Origin of the sequence: Marinomonas vulgaris, from assembly GCF_018145875.1 — a bacterium.
Taxonomy (GTDB): Bacteria; Pseudomonadota; Gammaproteobacteria; order Pseudomonadales; family Marinomonadaceae; genus Marinomonas; species Marinomonas vulgaris.
The window spans coordinates 42,538-65,792 of record NZ_JAGSSV010000016.1 but is presented as its reverse complement, the minus strand read 5'-3'; the positions used below and the strand labels follow the sequence as shown (position 1 = coordinate 65,792).

Genomic DNA, 23,255 nt, shown 5'->3' with positions numbered 1-23,255 from the left:
GAACTTGGTCTTCGTTGCTCTGAAGCCTTGTCCGTGTCAGCGAGGGCGTATATTAAGGATCTACAGATTTAGTGCAACCCTTTTTTGAAGAAAAGTGGGATTAATTATAAATTAATGAAACCTTTATCGTTTTCTTTTAAAATCTGTTCATTAATCATTCAGAAAACAACAAAAACGCCTATTTATTACACAATAAGTAGGCGTTTTTGTTTTATCCGCGCAGCCACGCTCCGACTGCTTTCTCATTAAATAACACAATAGTAAGTAGGAAACTTAATTCGATGATGAACTCAGTGCAATTTCGCGGCGTCGCTTCCATTCATAGGCTACAGCCAACAAAATAGTGACAGAAATCATTACCAAGCCCAGCGCATTTACCGCAGGCGTTAAACCAGTACGCACTTTAGAAGCAATATATACCGTCAAGGTAGTATCGTAGCCTTTCACGAATAACGTGGTGTTGTAGTTCTCAAACGATTGCAGAAAAGCAATCGCCGCCGCTGAAATAATCGCCGGCTTCAAATACGGCAATAAAATACGGCGAAACGCCTGCCACTGAGTGGCTCCTAAGCTCAATGCGGCATTTTCCAACGTTCTGTCAAATCGTTGCAACCTTGCCAACACCATTAACATGACATACGCCGCAATGAAGGTGGTTTGCGCCACCACCGTTAGAAAAACACCACCACTAACTGACAGCCCTTTCCAAAAAATCAACGTTGAGATCCCGACGATAACGCCCGGCGTTAACAGAGGCGACATCATCAGTGAGTAAATGAAGGTTTTGCCCTTCCCTTGCACGGTAGATAAAAACAACGCACAGCAAATACCAATCGGTACGGCAACAACAAGCACGCCTGCTGCGACAACGATACTCGTCCACAATGCCGTCCACATGGCACCATCTTCCGCCAAGGCAGCGAACCACTTTAGCGTGGCCCCTTTCCAAGGCGATACGGTTGGAAATCGACTGTCATTAAAGGTCGCCAAGCCCATGATTATCAAAGGCGTAAACAAGTATAAGAAGAACACACCGATGTAAAAGCGCACACCCCAACGCATAATGGTTTCCGATTTCATTTTGCGATGTCCCCCAAGCCCACTTTAAAGACACGCATTACTAAAGCGATAAAGCCAATGCACATTAACAACAAGATGAAGGCATACGCCGCCCCTTGGTTCCAATCACCGCCCTCAAAGAACCAGTTATAAATGATTTGAGTAAACCAACGACTGCCCGGCGACCCTAACAACGCCGGCACCGCGTAGCTGCCCGCAGCCAGCATGAAGGTCATTACGCAACCTGTTGCAATGCCAGGTTTGGCATGAGGAATAATTACTCGCCAATGGGTGCGAATCCAGCCAGCGCCTAAATTACGAGCGGCTTTGATTTGATTGGTATCCAAGCTTTCGATGGCGTTATAAATGGGAAAAATCATAAATAAGATGTAGGCGTACACCATACCGATCAGAACACCACCGTCACCCGATAAAAACCGCACCGGACGATCAATAATACCCAACCCAAGCAATAAAGCGTTCAGTGGACCTTTATAAGCCAAAATGATGTACCACGAAAAGGTACGCAGTATTTCATTGATCCAAAAGGGAATGATCAGTAATAACAAACACAAAGCTGCTTTTTGCGGTGTCGCCACTTTTGCCAAATAGAAAGCGATGGGGTAACTGACTAACAAGGTAATCGTTGTGACTAGGACACTCGACCAGATGGTTTTAAAGAATATCTTTAAATGTATTTGGTTACTGAACAAGGTTTCGTAGTTGGTCAGCGAGTAAGTGTCTTTTGGGCCACCTATGTCGGCCGGTAACAAGTTGGGGCGAAAGGAATAATCGACCATCAGAAGCTGCGGCAGAATCACCATGCCCACCAGCCAAATTGCAATCATACCGACAATGCCAACCGCTAAGCCACTGCCGAAGCGTGCTTTAAGTTGACTAAACATGGTCGTATCCTGCTATGACAATGGCGTCTTCTTCTTTATAAGACAAACTCACTGCAGCGCCTTTTTTCAACGCTTCAAAGAACTGATGCGTTCCCAATTGAATCGACAAGGTTTGATCAGTCGAGGTGTTGGCGTTTAGAGTCAAATACGCACCCTCAAAGTTCACCTCTTCAATGATCGCCTGCAAGGTGTGCATGCCGTTTTCTGACTGTAAGCGGAAATGCTCTGGACGAATAAACACGGTCGCCTCATCACCCAGCTGCAATGCTCCTTGGGTTCGACCTTTTAATGCTCCCAATGGGCCACAATCCAAGGTGGTCATGGTATCATTTGTTTCTATGACCTTGCCCCGTACACCGTTGTTTTCACCCACGAAAGACGCCACAAACGCCGTATGGGGATCACGATATAAAGTAATAGGATCAGCCACTTGTTGGATTTTCCCCGCTGACATCACGGCAACTCGATCCGACATGGTCAAGGCTTCCCCTTGGTCATGGGTAATATAGATAAAAGTAATGCCAGTTTTGCGCTGAATCTCTTTTAACTCGGTGCGCATGTGCTGGCGCAGCTTAAGATCCAGCGCCGACAAAGGCTCATCTAATAACAAAACCTGCGGCTCGACCGCCAACGCCCGTGCAATAGCGATACGTTGCTTTTGTCCACCCGATAATTCCGATACCTTTTTGTCGCCACTGCCTTGCAATGCAACCAGCTCCAACAGTCGGTCAGAGGCTTTTTTTCGCTCACTTTTCGAAACACCGCGTACTTCGAGGCCAAATTCAATATTTTCAGCCACCGTCATTAAAGGAAACAGCGCGAGGTTTTGAAAAATCATCGAGGTAGGACGCTTATTCGCCGGCACATTGTGCATGCTTTGCCCACCAATTTTAATGTCACCTTCTGAGGGATCTAAAAAACCGCTGATCATGTTTAAAATCGTGGTTTTACCGCAACCAGAAGGACCTAAAAAACTGAAAAACTCGCCGGACTCTATTTTTAAATCGGTTTTTTGTATGGCCGTGAAGTCACCAAACTGCATGATGATATTATCTAGGTGAACACTACTGTCCATGCTTCTCTCGCTTGTTATTTTTTGATAAAAAATGTGATACAAAAAAGCCCCTGACGACAAACACTAGATAGTCGCGAGGGGCTTTTTTTCGTTACGCTGACAAGTAACGATCTTGATATTCGTTACGCAGCGCAACGTACCAAGGTTCTTGAATTGGCCACCACCACAGGTTCGCCAAATCTTGTTCGCTGTACGAATCTTGGAAGAACTGCTTGGTTTCGGCCGGCAATAAAGCATCGGCGCCTTTTGCGGTGGAATTGTAGCCGGTGGCTTTGACAAACATGGCACCAGACTCTGGCGTGTAATACCAGTTAATGAACTCGTACACTGAATCCACGTTGTTCGCATTCTTAGGAATAACAAAACCTTCCATCCACGCCAACGCCCCTTCTTTTGGTGCGCCGTAGGCAACAGGCTCGCCTTCGGACTTAAGTTTGAATGCGGTGCTGTCCCACGTTTGGCCAATCACAGCGCCATTGGTTCTGAACGCACCCTGCGCTTCGTTTTCAGTCGACCAGAATTGCGCAATGGCGCTCTTATGCTCGGCTGCGACTTTTAAGATCACTTCGAAATTCGCACGCATGGCTTTTTCATTTTTGTAGGAATCCAGCAATGGGAAAGGTAACTTGCCGGCTTTTTCTAACCACAAACCGATACCCACAAGCGCTGAATGACCACGAACCGTGACGCCACCCGCGTTTTCAGGCAACCAGAGATCGCCATAACTTAAATTTTTAGGGTCTACTTTGGCATAATCTGTGTGGTACGAAATCGCTTCTGTTCCCCAATCGGCTGGCGCAAAGTAACGCTTACCATTCACAATACCGCCCACATCGGAGCCTGCCAAGGCGCTGTCTAAACAACCATCCCAATTGATGCGTTTTACATCTAGGGGCTGCACCAACTCGTAATCCACATATCCAGGTACACGGTCAACCGTTGGCATGATGATGTCAAAGCCCGTGCCATCTGTGGCACGCAAGGAGTTCATCAGCTCGTCGTTGGTACCGTAAGGTGTGAAGGTAGCGTTAATGCCCGTTTTGGCTTTGAAGTCCGCCAGCATTTCATCGGTAATGTAACCAGCCCACGCGTAAATGCGCAGTTCTTTGTTGGCCGCAATGGCGCTATTAATTGAAAATGGGGTGGCGGCAACCGCCCCAGCGACTGAAGCGCCTTTCACAAATTGGCGACGAGAAATAGTCATTCTTGAGCTCCTTAAAGTGATACGAATAGTGGCAATGTCATTGGAAAGGCGTCAAACACCTACAGCACATATTTATTAAACGCGCGTTTAATATCCTTTTTCAATTTAATACAAAATAATGACAAAAAAGTGACCATGAAAGCTTTTTTTCCAAATAGTCAGGATTGGGGCTAATCTCGCCGCAAAAAGGCAAAAAAAGTCGTTTTTAGGCAATTTATATCGTCAAATTCCTGTAACCCAACAAAAAGCTAACGACTTTTCCTCCCACACGCTGTGGCATGTCATATTTCTGTCACAGAATCCCATTATGGTGGCCTTGCGGTTTTGTAAGCCTATGTAAAAGAACCGACCTTTTGTTAACATATGTAATAAGGCAGGCCTTTAGATTGAAAATTTCCCACGTTACTCGCACCACTACCGTCAGCTATTTAGTGATTGCCGCCATGCTCATCGGTCTTTTATTGTGGAGTCTAATGAAGTTCCGCAACGCGTTAGAGCAAAGCGACAACTACACCCTGGTGTGGGAGCAATCTTCGATTACCTTAAAGCAACAAATTGAGCGCTATTTATCATCCGGTGAAGCCTCGCTACTGATTCCCACCCAAGAGTTCATCGAACAAGACATACGCACCAATCTCAACACACTGCCCGACACCGTTAAGGCTCCTATCGACGAGCAACTTGCCCAAATAGCTGCGAGTCTTCAATCGGATATTCGCGCGGCGGGTAAGCTCTCTGGCAATCCTTATGCGCTGATTGAAAACAACGCCTTACAAATGCTGTTATCGCTGAACAATCTGACTGACAAAGTGCAAACCTTTGAGGATAAACACGGTAGAGCGAGCGCATCGCCCTATTTGGCCATTCAAGTAAAACTCTATGCTGGGTTGGCGCGCATCAATCGTGCAAAAGACGAATACTTAGCCGCCCACTCAGACAGTAACCAAGAACGACTCAACCAAGCCATCACTCAGTTTCAAGCTTACATTAGCGAACTGAACAACTTACCTCTCTTGGATGTAACTGAACAACAAGCCAACAATGCCGACGATGACTTGTCTGCACTCATGGGCTGGGCCAGCGACACCACGGACGACATCGTCGATCCCCTCGAAGATGTAAAAAATGAATTACATGGTTGGTCAATACGCTACTTAAAAGATGTGGAAACCAGCCTTGGAAATATCCAGCAAGCTCAAGCGGCGCAAGATAAGGTGCGTACCTTGATCAGCCAACTCGATACCCTCTTAAAAGCCGGTACGCAAGATATTCAAGCCAGTGCCAAAGTTACTCAGCAGCAGACCCTGATGGCTTTTTCGGTGTTTGTTATTTTGATGATTGCCACCACCTTTTGCGTGCATGTGTTTCAAAATCGCGTGGTGGTAAAAAGCGCTCGCGACTTGTACACAGCGGTCAAAAATTTGGTTGAACACCAAAACATCAACACACTCACCGTTGGCAAAAATAAAAACGAACTCTCCGATGTGGCTCATTATCTCAATCGTTATCTGGAGCAGATCGCTGTACAACGCCAGCAAAGAGACACCGAACTCAATAATATTTCGACTTCTTTGAATGACATGCTCAACGCATTTGGGCAAGTACACGAACTCAGTGTCGCCTCACGCCAAGGGCTAGACGATACACTAGACATGTCGAACCAAGTGGAAACCTTAGCGAACAAAGCCGAGGTGCGTGCTCAAGAAGTGGCTAGCTACGCCGCCGACACCAACACCGCCATGACGCACAGCGTCGATCAAGCGGCCTCTTTGGCGTTAGCAAACCAAACGACATTGGAACGCCTAACCAACAGTCAAAGCGCTTTGGTGAATTTGGAAGAGTCTGTGTCGAGCGCCTCATCTATTGTGAGTGGCATTAAAGACATTTCTGAGCAAACCAACTTATTAGCGCTGAATGCCGCGATCGAAGCGGCCCGTGCAGGGGAGCATGGTCGAGGATTCGCTGTAGTCGCCTCAGAAGTGCGAACACTGTCGAGCCGAACCCAGCATTCACTGGAAGAAATCACGCAAATTTTCTCTCGTCTCAATACCGCCACAAAACAACTTAAAAATAACTTGGATCTAATCGCCAGTGCGTCTACTGAGCAAATCAGCCTAACTCAGGCCCTGGGTCAGTCAGCGCAAGATATTTTAGAAAAGTCCAAACAATCGACCCATTTAGCGAAAAAAGCCTCCGGCTACGCCGCAGAGCAAAAACTGGGCATGACCAAACTCAATCAGTCGGTTGTCACGGTAAGAGAGCAAGCCAACGCCTCGGAAACCTTCATGGCGGAAGTCACCACCAGCATCCAACAGAAAATCCAAGACATCACCACCACCTTGGGTATTAAATAAGTGCGAATTTAGGTGGCAAAGTCTAGCTCAATTGGCAGAACCTAAGAGTCAGACACAAAAAATCCAGCCGTAGCTGGATTTTTTAACATCTATAAAAGACAAGCGTTTAGAACAAAACGCGCGCTTTTACCGTGCCTTCTACTTCGCGCACTTTTTCAAGCGCAAGCTCACCTTCCTCGGCGTCAACGTCCATCACCATGTAGCCTAATTTCTCCGTAGTACGAAGGTATTGACCCGTGATGTTGATGTTGTGCTCAGAGAAAATGGCGTTGATTTTAGACAACACACCAGGGCGGTTTTCATGGATGTGCAGAATACGATGATTGTCCGCTTGTGCTGGCAAGGCCACTTCTGGGAAGTTAACCGCCGCCGTTGTTGTACCCACGTCGGAATATTTAATCAGCTTATCCGCTACTTCCACACCGATGTTTTCTTGTGCTTCCATGGTGCTACCACCAATGTGAGGCGTTAGGATCACATTGTCTAAACCACGAAGCGGTGACACGAATTCTTCGTTGTTGCCTTTTGGCTCAACAGGGAACACATCCACCGCCGCACCAGCAAGGTCGCCTGCTTTGATCGCTTCAGCTACGGCGTCTAAGTCAGCAACCGTGCCACGAGAAGCGTTAATGAAGATAGAACCTTTCTTCATTTGCGACACTTCTTTCGCGCCTATCATCATTTTTGTTGATAAGGTTTCTGGCACATGCAGACTGATGATGTCGCTGGTAGACAATAGCTCTTTCAAGCTTTTGATTTGACGCGCATTACCCAGTGGCAACTTGGTAACGATGTCGTAAAAGCACACTTCCATGCCCAACGATTCTGCCAATACGCTTAGCTGGGTACCAATGCTACCGTAACCGATAATACCCAAACGCTTACCACGAGTTTCAAACGAACCCACTGCTGACTTGATCCAGCCGCCGCGATGACAAGCCGCGTTTTTCGCTGGAATTCCGCGAAGCAATAGAATCAATTGGCCCAATACGAGCTCAGCCACGCTGCGCGTGTTTGAGAATGGTGCATTAAATACAACCACGCCTTTCTCGCTGGCTGCATCCAAGTCCACTTGGTTTGTTCCGATACAGAAACAACCGATGGCAACCAAACGGTTCGCGTGCTCTAGCACTTTCGCCGTTAGCTGGGTACGAGAACGAATACCGATGAAGTGCGCTTCCGAGATTTTCTCGATCAGCTCGTCTTCCGCCAACGCGGTTTTGTGGTATTCGATGTTGCTGTAGCCTGCGTCATGCAATGCATCCAGTGCAGATTGATGAACGCCTTCTAACAACAAGATTTTGATTTTGTCTTTGTCTAGTGAGTTACTACTCATGGCTCGTTCGACTTCTCTATGGTGGTGGGGAAAAAAGTGGGCACATCTTAACACAGAATCCAGCGTATCCTAAGGTAGATACGGGAATGTCTTTCATTATAACAGGAACAAAACTCATGAATGGTGGTCAAGAAAAAGCCGCGTTTACCTCTTGGCAACACGGCTTGCTCGTTTAACCCATCACAGACTTTGTGAACTTTAATGCTAAGCGGTTGTTTTTCTTTGTAAATACACACCTGTCTCAACATGGTGAGTGTAAGGAAACTGGTCAAACATGGCGAAGCGAACCACATCGTGAGTACTAGATAGCGCTTCTAAATTGGCTTTTAGTGTTTCCGGATTACAGGAAACATAAAGAATAGCATCGATTTTTCGTACTAATTCGACCGTTGCGTCGTCTAATCCTGCCCGTGGCGGATCGACCAAAACCACAGAAGGGGACAATTCACTGACTCCCGCTTGCACCAAACTTTTTGGCAGCTCAGTATCACCATTTAACGCCGCCGATACGTCTTCACTGGCCATTTTGACCACTTGTACGTTGTGCATGCCGTTTATGGCGATATTTAACTGTGCCGAGTTCACCGACACCTTAGAAATTTCCGTTGCTACCACACGATCAAATTGACGCGCTAACGGAATGGAGAAGTTACCGTTGCCGCAATACATTTCCAACAAATCGCCCGACGCGTCTTTCGTTACGTCTAAAGCCCATTCCAGCATTTTTTCGCTGATGCCGGCGTTCGGTTGCGTGAAGCTGTTTTCAACTTGTTGGTAATGGAATTTTTGACCGTGAACGGTCAGTGTTTCCATGACGAAATCACGGGTTAGAATTTGCTTTTTCTTGCGGCTGCGGCCAATAAAATGACAAGCAGGAAAGGCTTTGTTTAACTGCTGAGCCGCGGCGTTCCATTCATCGTCGATCGGCTTATGGTACAACAAGCTGATCAGAGCTTCGCCCGTTGTGGTGGTCAAAAAATCCACTTGAAAGAGCTTATGGCGCAAAATAGGCGTATCACGCACCGCATCCAGTAATTGCGGCATTAAAGTATTGATCTGTGTGGATGCCGCGAGAAACTGGTCGGTACGAATCGGCGTTCTTGGATCGGCCGAATCAAACATAGCGTAAAACAAATCGTCACCGTCGTGCCAAATCCGAAACTCAGCGCGCATACGATAGTGAGTCGGCGCACTGGCGTACACTTCCATCTCAGGCAATGACAACGTCGCCATTAATTCGGCAAGGTCAGCCTGCTTATCATGCAGCTGCTTTTCATACATTTCTGGTTGGATTTGATCCGGTCTCATGACTTATTTCTCTTGGCGGCGATAGATTGGTGCGAGTATAGATAGCGCGCGGCATTATACGAGTTCCTGTAAGACAAATCTAATACTGCCCATACAAAACTCATTACTGCAGGTATTCGGGACCAAGCAATATCACCATGGACAAAGTAAGAGAAAACTCTCCGTGGTAATCGTCATCCGCGTCATGAGTAAATTGTGGTTTAACTTGCCCAATCAACCAGTTTTTGTATAGAAGTCGCTCGTATTGCACGTTGTATAAATAGCTGTCGGGCTCCAGCTCATGGGCACCGGATTGCAAAAAGCTCAGCTGATAAGCCAGACGGCTTTTATCGTTAAGGCGATGTTGCAACGACAGGTTTTCACGGCCGTAAAACAAGCCCTCATCGTCTAACCAAGCCACCGACAAGTCCGTACTGTAGTTCACCCTTGGCGTCAGTGTGTAACCCAACCCCAAGCGATAACGAGCGCCCACGCCTCTCGAATAATAGGCGAACATTTCTTGATTCTGCCACCAGCGCCACTGGCCTGTTTCACTTCCCTGCTTAAATCGAAAGCGCACAAAAGGGTCCAATGGGAAGTCCACTCGAACCCCTGCGTCCACGTCCAAACCCAAATCATCTTCAATGTAACGTACGGCCGCGGTAATGCTGGTCGCTAAAGCCGACTCCACCACACTTTCGCGTTGACTTGACTCGTTTTGAATACTTTCTGGTGCCAGGGTATCAGGTTCCGACTCAATCACTAAGCGCAGGCGATCTTGCGTATTAGGCAATTTTAGCTTGGCGCTGAAATCAAAAAAACTCGCACGATCCCCATCACCCAAAACAGAACCAAAACGGATGTCCACATGGCTTTCTTGCTCTTGATACGCCTCTGGAGTATTGGCTTCGCCGGATAAGAAAGAATCAATACCCGTCGACCAGTTACCGATGGTTTTCGACACCGTTTCGTGAGAGTTCAGCCACCATGAGGATTTTGCCGCCTCGTCGGGCGCCGCAAAAACAAGCGAAGAACCAAGGGCGGTAATGATGATCGCCGCCGTCAGTCCCTTGCCCATCATCATGTCTTAGTCAGCCTTCAGCATTTGTTGAATCATCAAAGAGGAGTTTTCCGCCGCCACCTTGAGGTATTCATCGAAGCTTTGAGGGGATTCTTTGCCTGCAATGTCGGACAAAGAACGCACTACAACAAACGGCGTCCCAAACTTGAAGCACACTTGCGCAACCGCGGCCGCTTCCATTTCAACCGCTACCAAGGCTGGGAAAGTGGTGCGCACCGACTCTACTCGCACAGGGTCGCACATGAAGCTGTCACCTGTACCGATCAAGCCAATTTTCGCCTGAACCTGAGTCACGGCTTGCACGGCGTCTTTGGCTTTTTGTATCAAGGCTTTGTCGGCTGAATAGGTGGCAGGCATGTTTGGCACTTGTCCCATCACATAACCAAATGCCGTGACGTCCACATCGTGGTGCAAGACTTCGTCCGAAATAACCACATCACCGACCTGTAAATCCGTATCATAGCCACCGGCTGAACCGATATTGATCACGTATTCTGGTTGGAATCTTGACAACAACAAGGTTGTCGATACGGCCGCATTGACTTTGCCAATGCCTGATTTCAACAGCACCACTTCTTTGCCTTCAAAGTGCCCTAGATAAAAATCACAGCCCGCCACAGACTCTTCACGCACATCTGTCATCCAAGCCTTGATAACGGCTACTTCTTCGTCCATGGCGCCAATCAGTCCAATTATGCTCATTCATTACTCCTAACATCGCTGTCTTGTTGCGTGACTCGGTGAGCAAATACGATGATTTGTTCACGGGTATACGGCAAGTTCATGTGGAAAAAAGTGACATTATCCGGCATTTTCGGCCACCTTTGTAGAGAAAAAAACCGTACCTTGGGGAAAGCCGCCTGTACACTTTCTAACAGCTCGTTGGCTTGCGGTTCAAGTAAGATCACTACAGCGTCTGGATAATGAGATAAGACCATAAAATAGTGGGATAAATCCGCCAGCCATTGCGTCACTCGTTTTTCTTCTTCCAGCGCAGTAAACCAAATCGCTTTGGTCACTCGGCTGCCTCCCACCATCACCCAAAGGCCCTCTTGCTCATAACTAGGCATAAAGGTAACGCCATCTAATAACAAGGCTTGTTGCAATACCTGGTGCAAATTGTCATCGAAAAAGCACCCTTGTAAAACAAACACATCGGGGTCAACAGACGCCATGTAAGTGCTGTTCAGCCAAACAATAGGCAATTGATCTCGCTGATACTTGAATTTCAGTTTTTGAGTGGTTTCTATTTGGGCTTCGGTATCTTGGTCGCAACCAATTAAAATGGCATCGTACTGCACAAAGCCATTGGGGCGAGTAAAGAAACGATGGCTGGATTCGTACACGTCAACCTGTAAACCAAACCTCGATAAAGCACTTTCAACCACGGCTGAATGAGGGTAATCATTCACTACCCAAGCAACCAACTGCGACTTACCAGACGTCTTTTGTTTATCCGCAGACCATTGTTCCTTTGAAGGTAAAAGCGCATCTAAAGACAGTAAGTTTGCAGGCTGCACTGTGGATATTTGACTTTTTTTCCAGCCAATGTTTATCTGTAAAGCATTGTTTTGCAATATCTTTTTCTGCCCACTCAAGCCGTCCAGCAAACTATCAACTATCCATAAAAACAAACGACGAAAACCAATATCCTTAGTTGCAGTTAGCTCCAGCTCAGTGCCTTCAAACCGCACTGCCAAGCGACGTTCCACCATATTGTTGGTCATCACTATCATCAAGAGCACCCGTATTAGGCCTTTTAAATGAGCGTTTACCGGCACCACTGTACGCCCGGTAGCAACGGAACAGTCTAAAAAGACACGGTTGGCCTCTATTCCCATCACCGCCATCACACCCGCACTCTCCTCTCGTAAAAGGTCGCCAATCGGCAAATAGGCTTCGTCGGCTGAATCGTCTCTGATGTTTTTCAAAATGGACAAAATCAGGCTTAGCCAACCTTTTATCGCCTCGCCTCCTATGCGCTCAGGCAACACAGAAAGGTACGCCAGCTCATCCAGCACCGCGTCCACATCGGCTTTTTTAAACGTCGCCGCGGATAAAGGCTGTAACTGCTCAAGCTGCCACTGCAGACTAACTTCTTGGGTAATGTCCTGACCTATTAAAAGTAGGCTGCGAAAGCGGCTATCATTGTGAAATGAATACACTTGCCATTGGTAGATTTTTCCTAGCTGCTTCAGGGTAAAGGTAAAACGCACTCCAACGTCACCCTTTAACGCCCCTTGAACGGCTTGGTGACAACTAATAGGCATGAAATCGAACAGGGTTCGTGCCTTGCTTGCATCAGGAAAAAGTCGCTGCGCTTCAGCGTTAATGAGCTCGATTTCGGCCACTTCACTGCAGAAAATAACAGCGCTGTTTACTGATTCAGCCAGTAACATGAAGCGGTCTTCCTTGGTTTTCATCGACCTTAATTGCCGACTGGTTTGTTGCTGTAGCGATTCGATTTCTGTGTACGATACTCGACCATCGTCTGTGTTTAATACGATGTTCTCCAATGGCTGGAAAATGAGGGTTCTAAAGAGACGCAATAACAGTAGATAAAAACACAACAAAATCACCCCTAACACAATAATCAGGGGCAAGGCGTTTATCAGTATATTTGATGAAAAAGGGTGTGGCTGAAGAATCTCTAATTGTAAGTTACCCTCAACAGGCGAGCGCAACGGTAAACTGGAACGAAGCAGATTTCCGGTTAAATCCTCGCCTACCTTACGCTCTTCCATCAAGGTATGATTGGATGGCTTATCATAAATTCGCACCGCACTGATGGGGGCACTTTGTAACAGTTCACTGGCAAAGGTGACATTGTCATCCAGGGAGATAAAACCGTATAAAAACCCCAAGTTTTTTTGCTCGGCCGAAATAAGCTTGGTTTTTAGGACCAACAGATGAGCATTGTCTTTCGTGATCACAGTCACCCAACGGTTAAACAAAGCGACTTTTAATACGGCATCGAAGTCCGCTGTGGTGAAAAGTCGTGCTCTTGGGTCCATAGAGCGACGTCCATCCACCCATTCGATATAGAAAAAATCGAGCCCACCAAAAAACAACACCTCGTGATGGCTAAACAAAACATCTAACTCTCGGCCCAAATCATAATTATTAAGGGATAAATCTTGACCAATAAAGGTCATTTCACCCTCAGCTCGAGACAAATAACGATTAAACGCTTGTTCGACCACCTGATGTTTTAATGCAATGTTCTTTTCTTCAGTACCTGCATTTTCGCTGTCAAGAAAATACAACACCACCAAACTCAACACCACAAAAGACACCAACATTAAGGCAAAAACCGTTTGCTGCAAACGCCGCTGTAAACTCATCGTCGCTATCGCCATAACGACACCGAATAGGTGTACGCGTGTTGCATCATGAAACGCAGCACATCTGGGTGTAAATTGGATGGCATTAGAGTGGCATTCGCTACATAAAGATTGGGCATATTGCGTCCTTCAAGGTCCAATTTAATCGCTTCGGCAATGGCGATCGAAGCATCGTCTTTCGTAAACAAGGCGCTCACCGCAATGTGCCTTTTGATTAGCGATCTGACACCTTGAGACGATACGCCCCACCCATTGGTTTGAACCCTTGAGCCGCTCTTGACCAGTGCCGCGCTCACGCCTTCCGAAATGGCGTGTGAACAGCTAAAAATGAAGTCTGGGGGGTTGTCTTCTAATATCTGTTGAGCCGTATTAAAAGCACTATTAGTCTCATTCGGCACCATATAAATGTCGTCAATCCGCCTATGATAAGCCATCATTTTATCGAGAAAAAAATCGCAGCGAGTGTGACTTAAATAGCCACTCGGCAACACAACAGCAGCTATTCGAGCATCAACTGGCAATTGTCGATGCAAAAAATCCGCTAACATGGTGGTGACTTTCTTTTGATCAAAACCAAGGTACATCAATGGAGGGTGATTTAACCAATGCGTTAAAGGCGATGCAAAGTCATACACGATTACTTTTGAAGAGCCTGAACGCAGAAATCGCTCTAAAAAGCGCCGCTGCACAAAGCCTAATTTTGTCATCACAATATAATCAGGTTGCGCCTTGACCAGCGTAACGTAAGGGGTCATGTCCATACTATATGGCGACGCATCAACATAAATATCCAAACGATAGTCGATATTGATTTCACGCATCCGCCGGCGAAAAGTGTTGAGCAGGGCTTTATTGTCTATGGACTCCACATCGCCGAACAACACCAGAGCGACTTGTACGGGACGCTTTTGCGTGATTCGTATTGGATTTGGCGGGGCGTGAACGATGGCAGAGAATTGTTCAGCTAACGGGCCTTGTCGTGGCATCAGCTTATAGAATGTTTGGCTGTCCATCAAATCCAGAGTCATGCCAGCCGAGTGCGTCACAGTGGAGGCAAAGATGCACACAATCCAGATGATAAAGGAATATCGATGTTTCATGGTTTAGCCTGACTTAACGTCTGTGAAGAAGGCTATTCTAACCAAATTCATCCACTTTAGTGACTAACCAGAATAAGAAAATGCCTGATCGGCAAATTTTAGACATAAAAAAAGCCGACATAAAGTCAGCTTTTTTAAATTTGGTGCGGAAGGAGAGACTCGAACTCTCACGCCGTGAAGCACTGGAACCTAAATCCAGCGTGTCTACCAATTCCACCACTCCCGCAAGGAATGGCGAGCATTATAGGCAATTGAATTTCTTGGTCAACTGTTTTTTTGTTTTTTTATTAAAAAATTCAAAAACAGCCTATTTGCCTATACTTACTCTTAAAGATCGCTCGCCACAAACAAGACGTTTCACACCATCAAGAGGTTTAAAAAACTCGTCCATCAGAATATTCGCCACGCTCGTAACGAACCGCCATTTCTTCCAAATCCATAGTATGAATGCGAGAGGCTTGTCCAGCACAGCCAAAGGCTTCGTAGCGATCAATACACACAGCTTTCATCGCACGGATACTTTCTGTTAAGTATTTACGCGGATCAAAGTTACCTTTGTGCTCCGCTAAGCTTCGACGAATCGCACCGGTCGCTGCTAAACGCAAATCTGTGTCTATGTTCACTTTACGCACACCGTAACGGATCGCTTTGACGATCTCTTCCACAGGAACGCCGTACGTTTCTGGGATTTCACCGCCATACTCGTTGATGATTTCTAACCAATCTTGCGGCACTGAAGAAGAACCGTGCAACACAATGTGCGTATTCGGCAACAATTCGACGATCTTAGCAATCCGCTCGATGTCCAAAATATCGCCTGTTGGTGGACGAGTAAACTTGTATGCGCCATGGCTAGTACCAATGGCTACCGCCAAGGCATCAATGCCTGTTGCATTAACAAAATCTACGGCTTCTTGTGGGTCGGTGAGCATTTGATCCATGGTCAAAATACCAGACGCACCAACACCATCTTCTTCGCCCGCTTCACCGGTTTCCAACGAGCCCAGCACACCCAACTCCCCTTCCACTGACACGCCACACGCGTGAGCGAATTCAACCGTACGACGAGTCACATCGACGTTGTAATCGTAAGTCGCTGGGGTTTTGCCATCAGACATCAAAGAGCCGTCCATCATGACAGAGGAGAAACCAAGTTGAATCGAACGCTGACAGATCGCAGGCGATGTGCCGTGGTCTTGGTGCATCACAACAGGAATGTGTGGATAGTCTTCAATCGCTGCGGCAATAAGGTGACGTAGGAAGTGTGAGCCAGCGTATTTACGAGCGCCAGCAGACGCCTGCATGATCACAGGTGAATTCACTTCATTAGCCGCTTCCATGATGGCTTTTACTTGCTCCATGTTGTTCACATTAAAAGCTGGCAAACCATAGCTGTGTTCCGCAGCATGATCGAGTAGTTGACGCATACTAATTAAAGGCATAAAAAGATTTCCTCTGACAATTTGTCTTGATTGTATTGATAACGGGTTGAGCTGTGGTGTTAAGCAACTCAGTATTTTTTTAATCAAGGTAGAGTTCACACCCCACCCTGTGGCTTACGCCTTATCGTTATTGTCACATTTGGCTTTCACCAAATAGGTCACTCTCTAGTTTGTGTTTGCCGACACACGTATGTGCCGACAAGGCAGGCTTTTCGCCTTTTAATACTTATAAATTGCTTTAGAACGATCTTTGCCATTCTTTGATACTAATTTTGCGCGCGTGATTCCAACATCGCAACCGCTGGAAGCACTTTTCCTTCAACAAATTCCAAAAAGGCGCCGCCGCCAGTGGAAATGTAGGACACTTGCTCGGCAATGTCGTATTTGTCTACTGCCGCTAAGGTATCACCACCGCCCGCAATAGAAAAACCGTCGCTGTTGGCAATGGCCATCGCCAAGGCCTTAGTACCGCCACCAAACTGATCGAATTCAAACACACCCACTGGGCCATTCCAAATAATGGTTTTAGACTCTTCCAACAAAGCCGCAAACGCCGCAGCGGCTTTTGGCCCAATGTCTAGAATCATGTCATCGGGGCCTACATCAGCGGCATTTTTCACCGTCGCTTCGGCGTCGGCCGCAAACGCTGTCGCCACAACCACATCTTCTGGTAGTGGAATACTGGTTTTGGCCATTAAGGCTTTGGCTTGAGGAATTAAATCTTCTTCGTACAAAGATTTGCCCACAGGAAAGCCCGCCGCGGCTAAGAAGGTGTTGGCGATACCGCCACCGACGATAAGCTGATCGACTTTGTCGGACAAGGATTCCAACACAGTCAATTTAGTCGATACTTTAGAACCACCGACAATCGCCGCCATAGGGCGCGCCGGCTTCGCTAAGGCTTTTTCTAATGCCTCTAACTCAGCGGACAACAAAGGGCCAGCACAGGCGATAGGAGCGAATTTCGCCACACCATGAGTCGATGCTTGAGCACGGTGCGCTGTACCGAAAGCGTCCATCACAAACACGTCACACAAGGCCGCCATTTTTTTCGCTAAACCTTCGTCGTCTTTCTTCTCACCCGCATTGAAACGCACGTTTTCTAATAACACCAACTGACCCGCTTCGACGTTTACGCCATCCAGCCATTCTTTGGCCAGTGGCACATCTTGACCCAGCAAGCCCGCCAAATGTGTCGCAACAGGCTGCAACGAATATTCTTCTTCGTATTGACCTTCTGTTGGACGTCCAAGGTGAGACATCACCATGACTTTAGCACCCGCCGCCAAGGCCAACTGAATAGTTGGCAAGGCAGCACGAATACGCGCATCGCTGCTTACCTTGCCATTTTTGACTGGCACGTTTAAGTCTTCACGAATCAATACGCGCTTATTCGTCAGATCTAGATCTTTCATATTCACTACTGTCATGTACGGTGTCCTCGTCGTTTACTGTTTCAATGGGTTTTGTCTGTTATTCATGTTTTATACAAAGCGATTATTCGGCCTGATCGATGACGGCAGCCCAGTGTTTGGCCACGTCCAGCATTCGATTGGCGTAACCCCATTCATTGTCGAACCAACACAACAGCTTCACCATGCAACCATCAATTACCTGGGTTTGGGTGCTGTCGATGATGACAGAACGTGGGTCGTGATTAAAATCGACGGACGCATGGGCTTCTTTGGTAAAGCCCATCAATCCGGCGTATTGGGTCTTAGAGGCCTGTTCTAGCTGGGCGTTAATTTGCTCAACGGTCACCGGACTTTCCGTACTTAATACTAGGTCAATCACAGAAACATTCAATGTCGGCACACGCACCGCATTACAACCCATCTTGCCGTCAAATTCGGGCATCATCCGCGTAATGCCTCTCGCCAGACCCGTATCAACAGGAATAATGGAACTCAAGGCAGCACGGGTCAATCGCAAGTCTTTGGTGTGATAACCGTCGATCACCGGCTGATCATTCATCGCCGAGTGGATGGTTTGCGTCATGCCATGAGCCACGCCGGCGAATTGTTTCACCACATCCAACACGGGAATCAAGCAATTCGTAGTACAAGACGCCGCCGAAACAATGTCATGGTTGGCATGGATGTCTTGATGATTGAAGCCATAAACGATGGTGGCATCCACATCGGCCGCCGCAGGTTGCGACAATAATAGCCTAGGTACACCCGCGTCCAAATAGGCTTGAGCGCCATCGCGTCCCGAAAAACTACCGGAACATTCCAGCACCAAATCCAATTCTAATGCCGACCAATCAAGCTCGTTCGGCGTCGCGCACGCAAAACATAAAATCGCATCGTCACCGATTAATAAAGCATTGTTGTCTACCGAAACCGGCTTAGGAAAGCGGCCATGAGTGGTGTCATAGCGCGTGAGATAACTGATTGTCTCGATGTCGGACAATTCATTGATCGCCACCACTTGAATGTGATCGCGGTAGCCATTTTCATACAAGGCTCGTAACACTGAGCGCCCGATCCGGCCATAACCATTTATAGCGACTCGCAACATATTCCCACTACTTCATCGCAAACAAGAAACGACGGATCTTGCCCTCATCGCTTCTTTTAATTAAAAAAGAGGAAGACAAAAAAGAGGCGTACAAACGCACGCCTCTTTTCTGATTAGTCAAAGCGATTAAGCCAGCAAGCTTTCTGCTGTTTCAACCACATTGTCCACGGTGAAGCCGAAATGCTTCATCAAATCACCACCTGGCGCAGACTCACCAAAGGTGGTCATACCAACGATGGCGCCTTCGAAGCCTACGTACTTGTACCAGAAATCCACATGCGCCGCTTCAATGGCAACACGCTTGGTCACAGCGCTTGGCAAAACAGACTCTTTGTATGCCGCATCTTGTGCGTCAAACACATTGGTCGACGGCATGGACACTACGCGTACTTTTTTGCCGTTCATGCTCAATACTTCGGCCGATGCCATGGCAAGAGCCACTTCTGAGCCCGTCGCGATCAAGATCAAATCTGGCGTGCCAGCGCAATCTTGCAGAATATAACCACCCTTCGCCACATCAGACAATTGCTCTGCGCTACGAATCTGAGCAGGCAGACCCTGGCGAGAAAACACCAATGACGTAGGGCCGTCACGACGTTCGATAGACGCTTTCCATGCCACCGCGGTTTCCGCCGCATCACATGGACGCCATACAGACATGTTTGGCGTCATACGTAGGTTAGCAAGCTGCTCAACCGGCTGGTGCGTAGGGCCATCTTCGCCCTGACCGATGGAATCGTGCGTGTAAACAAACACGTTCTGAATGCCCATCAACGCTGACATACGTACCGCATTACGGGCATATTCCATGAACATCATGAAGGTCGCACCGTAATTGATGAAACCGCCGTGCAAAGACACGCCGTTCATAATGCCGCTCATACCAAATTCACGCACACCGTAGTAAATGTAGTTACCCGCCGCGTCGTCTTGAATGCCTTTTGAGCCAGACCACAAGGTCAAATTAGAGCCCGCAAGGTCGGCTGAACCGCCGAGTAACTCAGGCAAGATAGCACCAAAGGCACCGATGGCGTTTTGTGACGCTTTACGACTGGCGATGTTCTCGCCTTTATCTTGGCATTCTTGAACGAAGGCTTGCGCTTTCGCTTCGAAGTCCGCAGGCAATTCGCCTTTCACAACACGACGTTCGAACTCGGCCGCCAATTCTGGGTAAGCCGCTTGGTAAGCAGAAAATTTTGCATCCCACTCCGCTTCACGAGCAGAGCCCGCTTCTTTGGCATCCCAACCTTGATACACATCAGCAGGAATTTCAAACGGCGCGTGTGGCCAGCCAAGGAATTCACGAGCCGCCGCGATTTCAGCGTCGCCCAATGGTGCGCCATGGCAATCGTGGCTGCCAGATTTGTTAGGGGAACCAAAACCAATGACGGTTTTGCAGCAAATCAATGTTGGCTTGCTGGTTTCGGCTTTCGCCGCTTCAATCGCCGCTTTAATGGCAACCGGATCGTGTCCGTCGACATTGGCAATTACGTGCCAGCCGTAGGATTCAAAACGCTTTGGTGTGTCGTCTGTAAACCAGCCTTCCACATGACCATCGATCGAAATGCCGTTGTCATCCCAAAATGCCACTAACTTGCCCAAGCCCAAGGTACCGGCTAATGAACAAGCTTCGTGGGAAATGCCTTCCATCAAACAACCATCGCCTAAAAAGCAGTAGGTGTTATGGTCAACCACATTGTGGCCTTCGCGGTTAAACTGCGCCGCCAAGGTTTTCTCGGCAATCGCCATGCCTACAGCATTGCTGATGCCTGCGCCCAATGGGCCAGTCGTCGTTTCTACGCCATCGGTGTAACCGTATTCTGGGTGACCCGGTGTTTTAGAATGCAATTGGCGGAATTGTTTCAGCTCTTCAATGGGCAACTTGTAACCAGACAAATGCAACAAAGAATAAATAAGCATGGAACCATGGCCGTTAGACAAAATAAAACGGTCACGATCTACCCATTTGGAATTGTTTGGGTTGTGCTTAAGAAAATCGTTCCACAGCACTTCAGCGATATCCGCCATGCCCATTGGCGCACCTGGGTGACCTGAATTGGCTTTTTGTACCGCATCCATACTCAATGCACGTATGGCGTTAGCAAGTTGTTTCCGAGACGACATGGTTATTCCACTCCTGATGGCTTAACGAACAATAGAAGCAACATTTTCTACGGGATAACCGCACCATGCAATGCTGGCAGCACAGTAACGCCCAAACATTGGGCAAAGAAAATGAAACAACAGTAATTTACGCACCATCCTAACAAAAAATCCTCACTTTGCCTCATTAAAATCCCGTGTCTGGGTTGATATTTGACCAACACTGGTTCATTATCCACCGCTTAAAGCGTCGATTTGTCTCGGCTTGCGGACGCTATATAAATTCAGCTAAACAGATTCAGATAAGACCTGTTTAGTATTTTTATGCCAAACAGGTTTTTTTATGCCTGTTTAGCGACTCACTCAGCTAAAGAGGAAATTTTTCTCATGTCCGAATATTCTTTATTTACTTCTGAATCCGTATCAGAAGGTCACCCTGATAAAATCGCCGACCAAGTATCCGATGCCATTTTGGATGCGATCTTAGCGGAAGACTCCGAAGCCCGCGTAGCTTGTGAAACACTGGTAAAAACCGGCATGGTTTTAGTCGCTGGCGAAGTGCGTACCAATGCGTGGGTTGATATCGAAGAAATCGCCCGTGGCGTGATTCGTGAAATCGGTTACAACAGCTCAGACATGGGCTTCGATTGGGAATCCTGTGCGGTCATGAACGCTATTGGCAAGCAGTCATCTGACATTGCCGTGGGCGTCGACGAAGCCAGCGAAAAAGAGCAAGGCGCCGGCGACCAAGGTTTGATGTTTGGTTTTGCTACCAACGAAACCGACGTATTAATGCCCGCCCCTATCACCTACGCACACCGTTTGGTTCAGCGCCAAGCCGAAGTACGTAAAAACGGCACGCTGGATTTCTTGCGCCCAGACGCGAAAAGCCAAGTGACCTTCCGCTACGATGAAAATGGTAAGCCTTGCGCTATCGACGCGGTAGTTTTGTCGACGCAACACAGCGCGGCAGTAAAACAAGCCGACCTTCGTGAAGCCGTGATGGAAGAAATCATCAAGCCGGTTCTACCAGCAGAATGGCTATCGAAAGACACCAAGTACTTTATCAACCCAACAGGCCAATTCATCATCGGCGGCCCTGTAGGCGATTGCGGTCTAACTGGCCGTAAAATCATCGTTGATACGTACGGCGGCATGGCTCGTCACGGTGGCGGTGCCTTCTCAGGTAAAGATCCGTCTAAAGTGGATCGCTCTGCGGCGTACGCGGGTCGTTATGTAGCGAAAAACATCGTTGCAGCCGGTTTAGCAGACAAGTGCGAAATTCAAATCTCTTACGCCATCGGTGTGGCCGAACCAACGTCCATCAGCATCAACACCTTTGGCACTGGCAAGGTCAGCGATGCGCTGATTTCTCAATTGGTGCGTGAGCACTTCGAATTGCGCCCAGCAGGTCTGATCAAGATGCTGGATCTTAAACGCCCAATTTACTTACCAACGGCGGCCTACGGTCACTTTGGTCGTGAAGGTGACAACTTCACATGGGAAAGAACCGACAAAGCCGACGCATTGCGTAAAGCCGCGGGTTTATAATTTCCTGATTTTCCGTTATAAAGCCTTCTTCTGCTCACGCGATTCAACCTAAGTTGAATCGCGGCCCGTAGATGAAGGCTTTTTTGTGCCTTCACATTACCTTTTTATCCTCTCTTTATTTGACGCTTTACAGGACAACGCATGCGGATTCCCAGAATTTATATCGATGCCGAACTCAATGAGAACACCACCCTTGCCTTGCCCGACGCGTCTTTTCAGCATCTGTGTAAAGTGCTGCGGTTAAAAAGCGATCATCCATTGCGGGTATTTAATGGCAAAGGTGGTCAGTTCAATGCGGTGTTGATTGAGGTGGAAAAACGCAGCGCCAGCATTCGTATTCACGATTATGAAGCGTTAGAAAACGAATCGCCCATTCGCGTCACCATTGGGCAAACCCTGTCTAGAGGCGAGCGCATGGACTACGCCATTCAAAAATCCGTCGAAGCTGGTGTGTACGCTATTCAACCTCTTTTTAGCGAGCGTTGCGAAGTCAAACTGCAAGACAGCCGCGCGGAAAAACGCCAGCAGCATTGGCAACAAGTGGCCATCAGTGCGGCAGAACAATGTGGTCGTGGATGGGTGCCCACCGTACACGCTCCCATTGAGTTGAACGACTGGGTCGAGAAATGTAACAATATGTTAAAGCTCACTTTGCATCATCATAGTGCAAAACCCATTCGTCTTTTCGAAAAACCTAATCATAATGACATCGCATTATTAATCGGCCCAGAAGGCGGATTAACGGAAAACGAAGTACAACATGCTGAAAAATCAGGCTTTAGCGCCATTACGCTAGGCCCTAGAGTACTGCGAACTGAAACCGCGCCTGTGGTTGCCCTCAGCGTAATCAATGCCTTATGGGGCGATATTTAAATACGCGTTCCCGCAGAA

Annotated in this window: 17 protein-coding genes and 1 tRNA gene; 3 read left to right on the top strand and 15 right to left on the bottom strand. The window is 47.6% G+C overall.

All coding sequences use genetic code 11. The features are described 5' to 3' along the window. Positions 1 to 273 precede the first annotated feature (273 nt). From J9B83_RS11940 to J9B83_RS11925, 4 genes are all read right to left on the bottom strand, one after another. Positions 274 to 1,080 (bottom strand): ABC transporter permease, encoded by an 807-nt coding sequence (locus J9B83_RS11940; protein WP_211536989.1) that lies wholly within the window; start codon positions 1,078 to 1,080, stop codon positions 274 to 276. Beyond that, positions 1,077 to 1,964 (bottom strand): ABC transporter permease, encoded by an 888-nt coding sequence (locus J9B83_RS11935; RefSeq protein ID WP_211536987.1) that lies wholly within the window; start codon positions 1,962 to 1,964, stop codon positions 1,077 to 1,079. The genes J9B83_RS11940 and J9B83_RS11935 overlap by 4 nt, the downstream gene beginning before the upstream one ends. Beyond that, complete coding sequence (locus J9B83_RS11930) at positions 1,957 to 3,039, bottom strand: ABC transporter ATP-binding protein (RefSeq protein WP_211536985.1); 1,083 nt, start codon at positions 3,037 to 3,039, stop codon at positions 1,957 to 1,959. The genes J9B83_RS11935 and J9B83_RS11930 overlap by 8 nt, the downstream gene beginning before the upstream one ends. A gap of 91 nt (positions 3,040 to 3,130) precedes the next feature. After that, positions 3,131 to 4,243 (bottom strand): extracellular solute-binding protein, encoded by a 1,113-nt coding sequence (locus J9B83_RS11925; RefSeq protein WP_211536983.1) that lies wholly within the window; start codon positions 4,241 to 4,243, stop codon positions 3,131 to 3,133. 386 nt (positions 4,244 to 4,629) lie between these two features. Between J9B83_RS11925 and J9B83_RS11920 the strand changes: the two genes are divergently transcribed. Next, positions 4,630 to 6,597 (top strand): methyl-accepting chemotaxis protein, encoded by a 1,968-nt coding sequence (locus tag J9B83_RS11920; protein WP_236037266.1) that lies wholly within the window; start codon positions 4,630 to 4,632, stop codon positions 6,595 to 6,597. 106 nt (positions 6,598 to 6,703) lie between these two features. Here J9B83_RS11920 and serA read toward each other — a convergent pair whose 3' ends face one another. The 11 genes from serA to tkt all read right to left on the bottom strand — a co-directional run bounded on the left by serA (position 6,704) and on the right by tkt (position 20,834). Further along, entirely contained in the window at positions 6,704 to 7,933 is a 1,230-nt protein-coding gene (gene serA, locus J9B83_RS11915; RefSeq protein ID WP_211536981.1) for a phosphoglycerate dehydrogenase, read from the bottom strand. A 204-nt stretch (positions 7,934 to 8,137) separates the two neighbouring features. After that, entirely contained in the window at positions 8,138 to 9,241 is a 1,104-nt protein-coding gene (gene trmA / locus J9B83_RS11910) for a tRNA (uridine(54)-C5)-methyltransferase TrmA (protein WP_211536979.1), read from the bottom strand. A 103-nt stretch (positions 9,242 to 9,344) separates the two neighbouring features. After that, entirely contained in the window at positions 9,345 to 10,304 is a 960-nt protein-coding gene (locus tag J9B83_RS11905; RefSeq protein WP_211536972.1) for a hypothetical protein, read from the bottom strand. Between the two features lie 3 nt (positions 10,305 to 10,307). After that, a complete protein-coding gene (gene mtnN / locus J9B83_RS11900; RefSeq protein ID WP_211536970.1) occupies positions 10,308 to 11,003 on the bottom strand; it encodes a 5'-methylthioadenosine/S-adenosylhomocysteine nucleosidase in 696 nt (231 codons plus the stop codon). Continuing rightward, positions 11,000 to 13,660, bottom strand: coding sequence for a nitrogen regulation protein NR(II) (locus tag J9B83_RS11895; RefSeq protein WP_211536967.1), 2,661 nt, complete (start codon positions 13,658 to 13,660; stop codon positions 11,000 to 11,002). Before J9B83_RS11895 ends, mtnN begins: the two co-directional genes overlap by 4 nt. After that, positions 13,651 to 14,745: a type 1 periplasmic-binding domain-containing protein gene (locus tag J9B83_RS11890; protein ID WP_211536966.1), complete on the bottom strand. Its 1,095-nt coding sequence runs from the start codon at positions 14,743 to 14,745 to the stop codon at positions 13,651 to 13,653. The genes J9B83_RS11895 and J9B83_RS11890 overlap by 10 nt, the downstream gene beginning before the upstream one ends. A gap of 141 nt (positions 14,746 to 14,886) precedes the next feature. Continuing rightward, positions 14,887 to 14,971: transfer RNA gene (locus J9B83_RS11885), tRNA-Leu, on the bottom strand. Positions 14,972 to 15,119: 148 nt separating this feature from the next. After that, a complete protein-coding gene (gene fba / locus J9B83_RS11880) occupies positions 15,120 to 16,187 on the bottom strand; it encodes a class II fructose-bisphosphate aldolase (protein WP_211536965.1) in 1,068 nt (355 codons plus the stop codon). Between the two features lie 266 nt (positions 16,188 to 16,453). Then, positions 16,454 to 17,617 carry a phosphoglycerate kinase gene (locus J9B83_RS11875; protein ID WP_211536964.1) on the bottom strand — a complete coding sequence of 388 codons (1,164 nt, stop codon included), beginning with the start codon at positions 17,615 to 17,617 and terminating at the stop codon, positions 16,454 to 16,456. 67 nt (positions 17,618 to 17,684) lie between these two features. Next, entirely contained in the window at positions 17,685 to 18,710 is a 1,026-nt protein-coding gene (locus tag J9B83_RS11870; protein ID WP_211536963.1) for a type I glyceraldehyde-3-phosphate dehydrogenase, read from the bottom strand. A gap of 126 nt (positions 18,711 to 18,836) precedes the next feature. Next, positions 18,837 to 20,834: a transketolase gene (gene tkt / locus J9B83_RS11865; RefSeq protein WP_211536962.1), complete on the bottom strand. Its 1,998-nt coding sequence runs from the start codon at positions 20,832 to 20,834 to the stop codon at positions 18,837 to 18,839. A 366-nt stretch (positions 20,835 to 21,200) separates the two neighbouring features. Here tkt and metK point away from each other — a divergent pair, with 366 nt between their 5' ends. Together metK and J9B83_RS11855 are read left to right on the top strand one after the other, a co-directional pair. Beyond that, entirely contained in the window at positions 21,201 to 22,364 is a 1,164-nt protein-coding gene (metK, locus tag J9B83_RS11860; RefSeq protein ID WP_211536961.1) for a methionine adenosyltransferase, read from the top strand. A 141-nt stretch (positions 22,365 to 22,505) separates the two neighbouring features. Continuing rightward, positions 22,506 to 23,237, top strand: a complete 732-nt coding sequence (locus J9B83_RS11855) for a 16S rRNA (uracil(1498)-N(3))-methyltransferase (RefSeq protein WP_211536960.1) — start codon at positions 22,506 to 22,508, stop codon at positions 23,235 to 23,237. Positions 23,238 to 23,255: the final 18 nt, after the last annotated feature.